Genomic DNA, 13,279 nt, shown 5'->3' on the forward strand with positions numbered 1-13,279 from the left:
AGTTCTGCAACAGCCTTTTTTATAAGTGATATTTAATCAGTTAGTAAGGCTTAAATATTTGTATTTCGCCCCTACTATTTAGCTCCAGGTTCAGCAAAGCGGTTCATCCACTGCTCAACTTGGTTATACCAATAAATTGAATTATTCGGCTTCATGATCCAGTGGTTTTCATCAGGGAAGTAAATCATCTTCGACTCGACACCACGGGTTTGCAGAGTGCGGAATAACTCAAAACCTTGGCCGACTGGCACACGGTAATCAAGCTGACCATGAACCACTAAGGTTGGGGTATTAAAGTTTTCAGCGCCGTAATGGGGCGAAATTGCCTTGTAGATTTCTGGCTTGTCCCAGTAGTTACCAAAACGGGTACTGTGAACCGAGAAATCTGCCGCCATTTGCGAGTACATGTTATAGACCGCAGCGTGGATAAATAACGCATTAAATGGCTGTTCTTTTTGACCTAATATAATCGAGGTTAAGTAGCCGCCATAGCTTGCACCACCCGCCACTAAACGATCGTTATCGATCCAGTCTTTTTGCTTAAACCACTCTGTCGCTTTAAACACATCTTCCAGTGACTTGTTTTTCCAGTCTGGGTTGATGCTGTCAGCAAAGTCTTGACCAAAGCTGTTTGAACCATGAAAGTTTGGCCACGCCGTCACATAACCCCATGACGCAAAGGTTTGCGCATTCCAGCGATAGTGGAAACCATCAGAAATGGCATTGTGTGGACCACCGTGGATCAGCATCATTAATGGGTATTTTTTGCTGCGATCAAAACCCGGAGGATAATGAACCCACATTTGAATGTCTTGATCGTTATAACCTTTATAGGTCACCGACTCATAAGTGCCCACATCGATATCCGCTAAAATTTCATCATTAAAGCTGTCTAAACGGGTACTATTACCATTACGTGGATTGATTTTTACCAAGCGCGCTGGATAAGTAAAGCTGTCATTGGCGGCCACTAAGGTGCCGTCATTAGCAAGTGCTGGCATACCAAAGTTAGTCGCTTTAGTGATGGCTTTTACTTTGCCGTTTTTAGCATTGATATGAAAAATGCGTCTTGTGGCGGCATCATCAATGGCTGCATAAAAGCCTTTGCTGTCGGGTGTCCACACAAAACGCGCGACGCTGCGATCCCAGTCTTTGGCAATCACTTTTTCGCTGCGCTTGTTAACATCGAGCAAAATTAGCTTGGCAGTATCGGCATAAAAACCATGAATCGTTTGGCGGGTAAAAGCCAAGGTTTTGCCGTCTGGGCTAAATGTTGGGTTTGCATCTGGCGCTTGGTTGTTCGGGGTTAGGTTTTCAACCTTAGCGCTACCGATTTCAGCGAAAAAGATATCGATTTTAGCGTCAACTTGGTTGTCCCAACCGTTGCTATTAAAGGCAATAAAACCCTCAGCTGGATCGATGTCATAGCTAGCTGCACTTTGCGACGAACGTGGTAGCTGCTTGTTTAAAGGCTGAGTAATTGGCTCAATATCGCCACCTTTAGCAGGGATACGAAACACATGGGCTTCACGGTCTTCATCAAGCCAATGATCAAAGCTTGAATAAGGTAGTGCATTCCATTGGTGGGCTGATACTTTATCGTCTTTATCAGCTTTTAATTGCTCGGCTACTTGATCCCAGTTTTTACCTGGAAATACTGAACTGATAAAGTAAATATGCTCACCCACCCACTTAATTCCATAAGCGCCACTTGGCACCTCAGTTAAGCGCTGGGCTTCACCTGGTGAGTTCATTGGTAATAAGTACACTTGACCCGCTTCGTCTTTATCACGCTTGCTGATAAAAGCTAAAGTATTGCTGTCTGGTGAGAAGGTTGGCTCACTCACACGTAAACCTTGAGCGGTAATTGGGCGCTGGCTGTTGCCCTCTTTATCAAATAACCATAATTGAGTTGAGCCTTTATCTTCAGGCACATCGTAGTTAGTGACAGGTGCAATGATGTAATCGCCATTGGGGGAAATAGTAGGATTACCTAAACGGCTTAGTTGCCACAATACATCCACTGAAAGGGTTTTGGTTTGCTCTGCAAACGCTGTCGCTATTGGCATAAACATGCACAACAGCACGATCCCGACTCTCTTCACGTGTCGTCTCCTTTAAATTTTGTTTTAATTATTTTATTTTTGCTAATAACTTTGTCTGTTCATGCGGCGATAAAAGTTAACTAAATTCTATCGTCATCAACAAATAGCAGTGGCTCAGTTGGCAAGTTGTTACTGTTATCACATCACTATCATCAGGCTTAACACTTAAATGAAGCTTAAACCTGTGACTGATAAGCAAAAACCACAAATTTAGAGCTTATCAGGCTAGTTTTCGACCTAAACACCATTGTAAGCAGTTTATAAAAAAAGCTACCATTATTAAAATTAGCTGTTGATTAATAAGGGGAATATAACAATGGTGCAACATGGTTGATTCACATCAAGACAAGATAAAACAGCAGCTTTCAGCGGTTTTTTTAACTGATTATAAAATCAGTAAATTACAATTTAATTTGCTGATTTTTCTGGCCATCATTTGGGGGGGAGTCTGTAATTATTTAGCAATTAGTTATATTCCCATTGAGTGGTTCAATATACTCGGTTTTTGGCCCATTTTAGCCATGTATTTGTTCTTCAGCATTGCTGGGGCGCTGTTATTAGACCAAAAGTTGCCGATAAAAATCTTTGCAGGCTTCAATGTTATTGTCTTAGGCGCGGGAATACTGCTCAGCTTTATGCTGAAATCGGTTGCCGCAGACACCATTTATACCTTCTTTCAATATGCGGCCTTAATGACCTTATTGATGCTGTTTATCATCCATTTTTTGCCTAAAACTCTGCTAACCAAGAAGGTGGTGGCGACTATTGCACTGGGACTAATCATACTAATAGAGCTAGTATCATGGTCACTTTGGGGAGTAACCAGCAACCTATTTAGCTTAGGCATTCTGGTGATGGTTTTTAGTGGCAGCAGCAGTCTTTGGGCTGAAGCCAATGAAGAATATGATGGCAGTGTCGGTTATTGTGCCGAATTAGACTATAAAATAAGTGATGCCATCTCTTGGAGCGCATTTGTGTATATGGGGTTAATTCATTTACTCATGACCCATCTCTCTAAAAGAGAGTCGTCTTAGATTATAAGTAGGGCAAGCAAGCTAACTTGTTTGCCCTATTAATATTTAGCTTGAAAATAGCCTGTTAAAATGACCTTGAAAAATAGCCTTTAACTATCAAGCTGCAACAATCCCATGATTAATCGCTTAGAAAAAACCTAACGGGTTAATGTCGTAACTCACCAGCAAGTTTTTGGTTTGTTGGTAATGATTTAAGGCCATCTTGTGGGTTTCACGGCCCACGCCTGATTTTTTATAACCGCCAAATGCCGCATGGGCTGGATACATGTGATAGCAGTTGGTCCACACTCGGCCTGCTTGAATATTACGCCCCATTCGATAAGCCAAGTTAGTGTCTCGGGTCCACACTCCTGCGCCCAAGCCAAAGTCAGAGTTATTGGCCATGGCGAGTGCTTCGGCTTCATCCTTAAAGGTGGTGAGCGATATCACTGGGCCAAAAATCTCTTCTTGGAACACGCGCATATCATTGGTGCCTTTAAGCAAGGTTGGCTGAATATAATAACCACTATCAAAATTATCACCCACAGATGCAATCTCGCCGCCTAATAACACTTCAGCGCCTTCTTTTTTGCCGATATCAATGTAGCCTAATATTTTATCGAACTGCTCTTTCGATGCCTGCGCGCCAACCATGGTGTCGGTATCTAAGGGATTACCACGCTTGATCGCTTTTGATCGCTCTATCAGCATTTCCATGAATTGCGGGTAAATATCTTCTTGGATCAGTAACCGTGACGGACAGGTACATACTTCTCCTTGGTTGAAAAAGGCCAGTACCGCGCCTTCTACGCACTTACTTAAATATTCATCTTCAAAGTTAACCACATCGTTAAAGATGATATTGGGTGACTTACCACCTAGCTCGACCGTGGAGGGAATAATGTTTTCAGCGGCGCATTTTAAAATATGCGATCCAACAGGAGTTGAGCCAGTAAAGGCAATTTTGGCAATACGCTTACTGGTTGCGAGCGCTTGACCTGCTTCTTCACCAATACCATTAACGATATTAAGCACCCCAGCAGGCAGCAGATCGCCAATTAACTCCATTAAAAATAGAATCGATGCTGGTGTTTGCTCCGCAGGTTTAAGGATCACGCTGTTGCCCGCAGCGAGTGCAGGCCCAAGCTTCCACGCCGCCATTAATAGAGGAAAGTTCCACGGAATAATTTGCCCAACAACCCCTAACGGCTCATGAATATGGTACGACAAGGTATTGGCATCAATCTCTGCGGCGCTGCCCTCTTGGGCACGTAAACAGCCAGCAAAGTAACGGAAGTGATCAACTGCTAAGGGAATATCGGCATTAAGGGTTTCGCGCACGGCTTTACCGTTATCCCAAGTTTCGGCCACTGCCAGAGCCGTTAGGTTATTTTCGATGCGATCGGCTATTTTTAATAAAATATTAGAACGCTCCGTGGCAGAGGTTTTACCCCAAGATGCTTGAGCTTTATGGGCTGCATCAAGGGCTAACTCAATATCTTGTGCATCTGAACGGGGAATTTTACAAAAAACTTGGCCATTTACTGGGCTGATATTGTCAAAATACTTGCCATTAACAGGCTCAACCCACTGACCGCCTATGAAGTTTTGATATACAGATTTATAGCTCATTTCTGAACCTGCTTCGCCGGGTGCTGCGTAAATCATGCTACTTTCCTCTAATTGTATTTTTTGGATAACTAATTAAGCTAAATCAATTATTGGAAAGTGACTATTCTGAGAATCCACAGCTGTTGACTCACAGTACAAATGATTGTGAAACTACTGTCTAGCTCATGGCGACATTACCCATAAGCTGAGCTAAGTTAATGATTTAAGTTAACGAATTAGCTCCGAGTTTTAAGGGAAAAGCTATCACAGCATAAGTAAGGATTGTTGTTCAGGAACAAATATACCAAATGACTTGGTATCACTCTGTGAGGGAACAATATGATCAGTGGACGCCTACAGCTGCAGCGCAGCAAGCCAAAGGTACTAGTAGAAAACAAGATTAGTTTTGCTGGACCTGAATCTGAACTGAGTATTTACGATACCTTTGAGCAAGCCTCACGGGTGGCACTACAATCTGACCAACTGTTATTTTGCGGCATGGTGACGGGTAAAAAAGTGATGCACTCGGTAGATGATTATGAGGCGGCGTTTTACCCCCATGAATCTTTTATTATGGCGCCCAATCAAGCCGTAGAAATTGATTTTCCTGAGGCTAAAATCCATCAACCCACCACCTGTTTAGCCATTGAGATTTCAACCGAACGGGTACAACAAATTGCCGATAAACTCAATCTGAGCGCGCCTATCGATAAGCAATATGGCCACTGGCAATACCAACCATCTTTAGTGCATACCCACCATAATCAGCAAACCCAAGCGCTATTAGACAGAATAGTGGCGATTTATACCGAGAATGAACAAGACCGCAGCTATCTGATTGATTTGGCGATTTCAGAATTAATAGTGCGCTTAATGCGGCATCAAACCCGCGATTTTTTACTGCATCACAGTCATAACGATCCGCAATTTAACGGCTTAAACGCGGCGCTACACTATATTAAGCAGCACCTCAGCGAGCCATTAGATATTAATACCTTGTGCCGCCAAGCCTGCATGAGTCGCAGTAAATTTTTTCAGCAATTTAAACAACATTTGGGCTGCACGCCGATGGTTTATCAGCAGCAAAGCCGCTTAACTCAAGCGGCGACGCTGATAGAGCAAGGCCAGCAAATAACCCAAGTGTGTTATTCACTGGGTTACCACAGTGCCAGCCATTTTAGTCGCCTGTTTAAACAGTTTTATGGCATTTGCCCTGTTGATTATAAACTGCGCCATTTAGCGAGTTAGCTTTTAAATCGGATTTAAGCTTACAGCTGGGTAAATTGACGGATCAAATTATGATAAACATTGTGCAGATTATCTAACTCACTGCGATCGGTATTACCTTGGCTGATGAGCGTTTGAATGGTTTGATCAAGCTGATACAGGTTTTGCCTTAAACTGCCATCAGCCACCATGCTTTGCATCCAGGTAATGGCAGCCACTCGTTCACCACGGGTTACTGCAGTGACTTTATGTAAACTGCTAGATGGATACAATACTGCGTAACCTGCTGGCAGCTTTATTTGCTGCTCGCCAAACTCGGTAGCAATAATTAACTCGCCGCCATCATACTCATCTGGCTCACTTAAAAAGGTGGTCATCGACATATCACTTCTTAGCACCTCATTGGTGCCCGGAATGCGCATCACTGCAGCGTCTACGTGAAAACCATATTCTTCAGAGATACCATAGCGATTAAAGCAAGGCGGAAAAATTTTATGGGGTAAGGCCGCCGAAACGACCTTTGGCGTGCTGCCAAACTTAGCTAATAACCTATTAGCCAGTTGGCGCACCACATCATCATTAGCATCCGCTTGATGGTTATTTTTGACTGACGCCGCCATGCCCATGGCAGTTTGCTTGCCATCTAACCATGGTGCCCCAGCTAATTGCTGCCTGAATAAACTCACTTCTTCAGCAGTCAATATTTTCTCAATAACAATCATGATAATCCCTTTAATTAAAATTCATATGTGGCAGTTAAATTCGCATTTCTTGCATCACCTAGGTACATAAATGACCCTGAACGATATGCTGCAGTCCAGTATTCTTCATCTAATACGTTGCCAACATTAACGCGGAAGGTTAAGTCTTCAGTGGCATTGTAATTAGCGAATAAACTCACCACTTGGTAAGCGGGTACTTCTATGCTGTAACGGCCATTTTCAGTATCATATCCTGCTGCAGTATCAGGTTGTCCACCGTACATTTTACCTTGATAAGTGTAACCACCACCAATGACAAACATGTCATTAATCTCATATCTAAGTTGTAAGTAGGCACTTTCGTCAGCAAAGTTACTCAGTTTTTTACCGATATAGTCTTCATTAAATGATTCGAGTACTTCTGAGTCCATTAATGACGCTGAAAGCTGAATACTAAAGGCATCAGTGATGTTACCCACCATGCCAATTTCAATCCCTTCAACACGGTTTTTACCGGTATTGAGGCTACCTAAGGTTGAATAGCTATCACCTACACTTTCCATTACATCATCTTTAGTGATTTGGAATACCGAGGCAGAAAACATCACGCTATCGTCAAACAGCATCCATTTAGTACCAAGCTCAATATTCTCAACCAATTCAGGATCCGCTGCCAGTACTTGCTCAGGTGTGCCACAAAGTCCACCATAACCACAACTTGCGCCAAGGTCTGACTCACCGCCATTGATGTTAGTCGCGGTACTGTAGCTGGCGTATATATTGCCTGCTTCTGTCAGGCTATACACTAAGCCAACATGGCCGTTATACATGCTGTCGGAATAGTCATATAAAATATCACCATTACGGCTACTTGAAGTGTCATTGGTGTAATCAAAGCTATCTTGTCTGAAGCCGAAAAAGAGTTCTACCTCTTCGGTGATTGCCACGGTATCCATGAAGTAAGCCGAGATGGTTTCGATGTTATATATGGCATCAGATGCCCCTTTTGAATAAGTACGGCCCATCAGCTGGTCGATATTATCAACTTCATCGCCATTACCATCAATAATACAGTAAGCACCAGACTCGCCGCTGCGGCCATCGACGATACAATTAGTGGCGTTATTATTGACGATATCATACAAGCCGTTATCCACTGACTCATCGCTATATTCGAGTCCAAATACCCACTTATTCTCCATACCTAAAATATCGGTATTCCAGAATAAGTTGAACTGAGTGTTCCAGTATTCAACATCTTGGCGTCCTTGATGGGTGCTAATGGTTAAGGTTTCAGCCCCCGGCGCGTCAACATCGCTGGCTGCGCGATTAGTGCCACTCATACCCGTAGTTATATAGCCATTTTCAGTGCGACCAATACGAGTAGCATTGTAGAAAGTTAAGCTGTCTGAAATGTCATATTCGGTACGCAAGGTAAACGTGCTGACATCAGAGCTGAGAAAGTCAGAATCTTGAGCATAAACTGGAATATCTTCGATTGGCTTGCGAGTATCTTGGTCAAAGTAGCTACCTAAATCAGCCACATCATCGGCCTTCATGTAGTAACCATCGGCGATAAATGACAAAGCATCAGTCGCTTCATACACTAAAGACAATTGAGCACCATTTCTTTCTGAGCTAATGCCTTCACGGCCCGGCTTATCTTCATCGGCAATCAGGCCGTTAATTCGCAGCGCGACATCTTCAGTTAGCGGCACGTTATAATCAACAGTAAAACGAGTGTGATCATCGGTACCGACTGCGGCATCAACGCGGCCAAAGTTATAAGCAGTTGAGGCTTTTTTGGTGACACTGTTAACGGCACCGCCTGATGATCCGCGTCCAGCAAAGGTTGAACTTGGGCCTTTGGTTATTTCCACTTGTTCGGTGGCAAAACTTTCACGGGTGGTCATGCCCGGATCGCGCAAACCATCAACAAACACATCACTGCGGGCTTCATGGCCACGAATAATATAGCGATCACCAAAAGCATTACCGTTTTCACCGGTGCCCAAGGTCACACCCGCTTGGGTAGACAAAATATCTTTTAAATCGGTTAAGCCAGATTCTTGAATTTGATCTTGAGTCAGTACCGTGATCATTTGTGGGGTATCAACTAGATCGGCAACGCGACGTTTATCCCCTGATGTATCGTAAAAATACACCGAACTTTTCACCCCGTGGACTTCAATGCGCTCGATGGCTTCTTGTGACTGGCATTCAATATTTTCGCTTTTATCGCAAGCTTCAGTTTCTACTTCAGCAGCATAGGCAGGAGCGCCACTAAAAAACAAGGCGGTAGCAACGGCTTTTGCACCTAGGGATAACGACGTGTGATAGCGAGATTTCATATTAAAAACAATCCTTTTGTTAGAACCAACTAATTTAGGAGGCGATACTAACAAAGCGGCAACAACAATGTAAATAGAAACCATTATCATTTACATTAGTGTTTAAATTGTAAATTTAGTGATGTGAGACGTTTTGCTGAACCAACTGTGTTAGCAAGTCCCACGCAACAACTTACGGATTACACAAGACATTGACTAAACAAGACATTGACTAAACAAGACATTGACTAAACAAGACATTGATTAAAGAAGGTATTAATTCAAGAGGGGTATTGATTAAAGCGGCGAATAATTAAAGCGGCAGCAATAAAAATGGGCTGACCTGTTATAGATCAACCCATTGTAAAAAATAAGCTTATTTTTATAAGCTGAGCAAACTAGTCTTAAAAAGACCTAAGCCTAGTTCTAGTTAAAGAACTAGATAAGTGGGTTACCACCTTTACTTTCCACCTGACCGATAACTTCAATATTGCTTAGGGTCGATAAAATACCCCATTGCTGAATCGTCATCATGTCAGTCACTTCAGCGGCACTAAAGCTCAAACGTAAACCATCTTTTTGATATTCTTTTGCTAAGTTACTTGGCAGAATTTGCTGACCATCGTCAGTTAAAATGCCCCAAAATCCACCTTCAAGATCAAAATATCTTACAGTCCCTTGTTGCATAGCGATCCCTTTTTCAGAGCTAGTATCAGGTTTTTCCATTTCAGCCGTTTTTTCTACAGGGGCTGCTTTTACCACTGCTGGTGCTGGCTCAGATTGTGGTTCAACTTGCTCATTACAGCCTTGAACAAGTAATAAAGCAGCGATAGATGCAGATAAGGTTAATGATGTGCGCATGGGAGATTCCTTTTAAGCAAAATTTAAAAACAGTTTTAAACCGATCTGATTAACTGTTTCAAGAACGAATGTGTTACGAGCTAACGCTTTAGCAACTAAGTAAGCTGAGTTTACCAGAAACACAGGCCTGTTTAGTGTCCGTAGCGTGCTTTTTATAAACCACAACTAACATCGACAATACATGAGACTCATCAAATATAGCAATAAGATCAATTAAGGCGCCTATTAGCGCCTTAATTAAAGTATTACTCACCAAAGCGATTTATGCCGCTAGATTTATGCCGCTATTAGTGCGTAACAGACTATTTATCTGAGTTGGTAGAACCAATCTTATGGATCGCTAGATCAGCGCCAATAAATTCATCTTCTTGGCTTAAACGTAAGCTAGAGATTTTATTGACGACGCCATACACAATAAAACCACCAATAAGCGCCACGGCAACCCCAGCGACAGTGCCAACCACTTGAGACATTACGCTTACGCCACCTAATCCACCAAAAGCTTGCTGACCGAATATGCCTGCAGCAACGCCGCCCCACACACCACATAAACCATGTAATGGCCAAACGCCTAATACATCATCAATTTTAGTACTGCGTTGTAAACGGGTATACACCATCACAAATAAACCACCGGCCACACCGCCAACAATAAATGCCCCTACTGGGTGCATTAAGTCAGAACCAGCACACACAGCCACCAAGCCTGCAAGCGGGCCGTTATGGATAAAACCAGGGTCATTTTTACCGACAATCAACGCGATAATGGTGCCGCCAACCATGGCCATTAAACTGTTTACCGCCACTAAGCCACTAATGCCATCAAGGGTTTGCGCTGACATAACATTAAAGCCAAACCAACCGACAATCAGTATCCATGAACCGAGTGCCAGAAACGGAATATTAGAGGGTGCAAATGCCACACCCGGTTTACGGCCTTGGCGAGAGCCCAATACATATATCGCCACCAGCGCTAACCAGCCACCCATACCGTGTACCACTACCGAGCCTGCAAAGTCATGGAACTCAGCGCCAAAGGTGTCATTTAACCAAGTTTGAAAACCAAAGTTACCATTCCAAATCATGCCTTCAAACAGTGGGTATACCAACGCCACGATCAAAGCTGATGCTAATAAGAAAGGTTTAAAACTGCCGCGCTCGGCAATGCCACCCGATACGATGGCAGGGATTGCTGCTGCAAAGGTGAGTAAGAAAAAGAACTTAACCAGCTCGTAGCCGTTATTAGCCGTTAGCGCATCAGCACTGACAAAAAAGTGACTGCCATATGCTATTTGGTAGCCAATGACAAAGTACGCCAGCGCTGAAAAAGCAAAATCAGTTAAGATTTTAACCAGCGCGTTCACTTGGTTTTTATGCCTAACAGTACCGACTTCTAAAAAGGCAAAACCCGCATGCATTGCCAGCACCATAATGGCACCAAGTAAGATAAATAATGTATTTGCACTTTGTGCCATGACGCTAATTGCATCACTAATGTTATCCATGCTTATCCCCATAAGTTTTTCTTTTATTAAATTCAGGGACTTACAAAAGCAAGAATTATTCCGTTATTAAGGTTTTGTCATACTAATTTGTACCAGTAAGGTGCAAGACATTGATGAATAAGGTGAAATAGCACCAATTACGCCCTAAATAAGTGCATAAATAACGATTAGCTAGTCGCTAAAGCAATATTAAATAACAAGGGTTGCACCACTGTGGATCACTCAACAAACTAACCGCCACTCACTGGTGCAAACCCATGCTTGATATCAATATTTTTACAGTGAAAACCACTGACAGCACGGCTAAACCTCAAATAGTGCACAAAGTTAGCTTAATTGTGCAGCAATAAATTCATTTCCCTATCTCGATCACACTTTTGTAATACAATAATACTGTAGTATTCTTAAGCAATGAAATATAGATAATCCTAAGGGTAAAAACAATGAAAAAGCTCCATCTTAGTATACTAGCGGTTGCTATTCTTGCAGGTTGCTCCGCGACCTCACCGGCTCCACAAGTAAAAAAAGAGTTCAACTACGATCTCACTAAATACAATCTTGATGCGACTAAAGCGCCAGCACAAAACTTTGACCTAACAAAATGGAAAATCACCCTTCCTGAGCTAACTACAGAAGGCTCGCGTAAAGGCAAAGCCTTAGAGATTAATCGCCACGACCTTGGTAATACCCAAACCCCTTACGTTCACCCTGAGTGGTTTTATACCGACCCTAAAACCGGTGCCTTGGTTTTTGTTGCACCAAATGAAGCGCCTACAACGCCAAATAGTAAAAACACCCGTAGCGAATTACGCGGCATGTTGGCTGAAAAATACGATGATCCAAAAACCAATTTTGTAATTGCCTCTCACCCAGATGCAAGCGAGTACGGCGCAATTGGCGGCCAACTGAAAGCTACATTGGCAGTTGATCAAGTCAGTACCAGTGGTGAATACCGCAAGAACAATGCCTTTGCAGTGGTTATTGGCCAAATTCATGGTTCTGATAACGAGCCATTAAAAATCTTATATCGTAAGCTGCCAGGTCACGAATTTGGTTCACTGTCTTGGAACTATGAGCTAAATCCAATACCAGAGTTACAAGATGCCAGAGATAGTAACGGCAAGAAGCTACGTAAAGATATTCGCCATAATGTATTCGGCACTTACAACCTACGTGAGCACCATGACGATCCACAAGATGGTATCCGTCTAGGAGAAATATTCTCTTATGAAGTGAATGTTGAAGGTGACATCATGAAGCTTACTTTCACCAAAAATCCTGGTGAAGCAAACGAAATCGTTAAAACCTTTGATGTGAACCTAGCAGAAGGTAATTACCAAGGTCACGAAGTTGACCAAGGATACCAAGCTGATTGGATGTACTACAAAGCCGGTGTTTACAATCAATGTAATACCAAAGCCAGCAGCTCAAACTGTGAGTGGCGTGGTATGGAAGCCGGTGACTATGCTCAAGCAAGCTTCTATGAGCTAGAGCTTAATCAGTAACCGCTATTTTATTGATCTTTAATGGCGTTAAATCGCCGTTAGCTATATCGCCCAATGCATTGTCATTGGGCGTTTTTTTGTAGCGTTAATTATTAATTTTAACCCTGATTCAGGACTCATTGCTTCAATAGCTGCGCCAAGCAGTCGCTTATCGATATAAACAACCGACCTCTTATCTATACAAAATAGTTAAACATTTGCCTCTACAGCTGCGCTATTCAGTTGCTTATCGATATAAACAACCGACCTCTTATCTATACAAAATAGTTAAACATTTGCCTCAACAGCTGCGCTATTCAGTTGCTTATAGATATAAACAACCGGCCTCTTATCTATACAAAATAGTTAAACATTTGCCTCAACAGCTGCGCTATTCAGTTGCTTATCGATATAAACAACCGGCCTCTTATCTATACAAAAC

Annotated in this window: 9 protein-coding genes; 3 read left to right on the forward strand and 6 right to left on the reverse strand. The window is 42.7% G+C overall.

Going from position 1 to position 13,279, the window contains the following annotated elements; all coding sequences use genetic code 11:
* Window positions 1-74 precede the first annotated feature (74 nt).
* Window positions 75-2,105, reverse strand: a complete 2,031-nt coding sequence (locus Q4546_RS17725; RefSeq protein WP_102519559.1) for a S9 family peptidase — start codon at window positions 2,103-2,105, stop codon at window positions 75-77.
* Window positions 2,106-2,431: 326 nt separating this feature from the next.
* Between Q4546_RS17725 and Q4546_RS17730 the strand changes: the two genes are divergently transcribed.
* Window positions 2,432-3,139 carry a hypothetical protein gene (locus tag Q4546_RS17730; RefSeq protein WP_102440709.1) on the forward strand — a complete coding sequence of 236 codons (708 nt, stop codon included), beginning with the start codon at window positions 2,432-2,434 and terminating at the stop codon, window positions 3,137-3,139.
* Between the two features lie 126 nt (window positions 3,140-3,265).
* Here Q4546_RS17730 and Q4546_RS17735 read toward each other — a convergent pair whose 3' ends face one another.
* Window positions 3,266-4,786 carry an aldehyde dehydrogenase family protein gene (locus Q4546_RS17735; RefSeq protein ID WP_102475661.1) on the reverse strand — a complete coding sequence of 507 codons (1,521 nt, stop codon included), beginning with the start codon at window positions 4,784-4,786 and terminating at the stop codon, window positions 3,266-3,268.
* Between the two features lie 282 nt (window positions 4,787-5,068).
* On the opposite strand from Q4546_RS17735, the gene Q4546_RS17740 reads away from it, so the two are divergent.
* The gene (locus Q4546_RS17740) at window positions 5,069-5,977 is read left to right on the forward strand and encodes an AraC family transcriptional regulator (RefSeq protein ID WP_303446746.1); all 909 of its coding nucleotides are present in this window, start codon (window positions 5,069-5,071) and stop codon (window positions 5,975-5,977) included.
* Window positions 5,978-5,997: 20 nt separating this feature from the next.
* Here the strand turns inward: Q4546_RS17740 and Q4546_RS17745 are convergent, their stop codons facing one another.
* The 4 genes from Q4546_RS17745 to Q4546_RS17760 form a co-directional block, all read right to left on the reverse strand.
* The gene (locus tag Q4546_RS17745) at window positions 5,998-6,678 is read right to left on the reverse strand and encodes a Fe2+-dependent dioxygenase (RefSeq protein ID WP_303446747.1); all 681 of its coding nucleotides are present in this window, start codon (window positions 6,676-6,678) and stop codon (window positions 5,998-6,000) included.
* 14 nt (window positions 6,679-6,692) lie between these two features.
* On the reverse strand, window positions 6,693-9,008 hold the full coding sequence (locus tag Q4546_RS17750) for a TonB-dependent siderophore receptor (RefSeq protein ID WP_303446748.1): 2,316 nt from the start codon (window positions 9,006-9,008) through the stop codon (window positions 6,693-6,695).
* A 417-nt stretch (window positions 9,009-9,425) separates the two neighbouring features.
* Window positions 9,426-9,848 carry a hypothetical protein gene (locus Q4546_RS17755; protein WP_102475665.1) on the reverse strand — a complete coding sequence of 141 codons (423 nt, stop codon included), beginning with the start codon at window positions 9,846-9,848 and terminating at the stop codon, window positions 9,426-9,428.
* A 302-nt stretch (window positions 9,849-10,150) separates the two neighbouring features.
* On the reverse strand, window positions 10,151-11,353 hold the full coding sequence (locus tag Q4546_RS17760; RefSeq protein ID WP_102440715.1) for an ammonium transporter: 1,203 nt from the start codon (window positions 11,351-11,353) through the stop codon (window positions 10,151-10,153).
* A 443-nt stretch (window positions 11,354-11,796) separates the two neighbouring features.
* Here Q4546_RS17760 and Q4546_RS17765 point away from each other — a divergent pair, with 443 nt between their 5' ends.
* Window positions 11,797-12,858 carry a polysaccharide lyase family 7 protein gene (locus Q4546_RS17765; protein WP_102440716.1) on the forward strand — a complete coding sequence of 354 codons (1,062 nt, stop codon included), beginning with the start codon at window positions 11,797-11,799 and terminating at the stop codon, window positions 12,856-12,858.
* The last annotated feature ends 421 nt before the right edge of the window (window positions 12,859-13,279 follow it).

The organism is Shewanella sp. 4_MG-2023 (assembly GCF_030548015.1).
Lineage (GTDB): Bacteria > Pseudomonadota > Gammaproteobacteria > Enterobacterales > Shewanellaceae > Shewanella.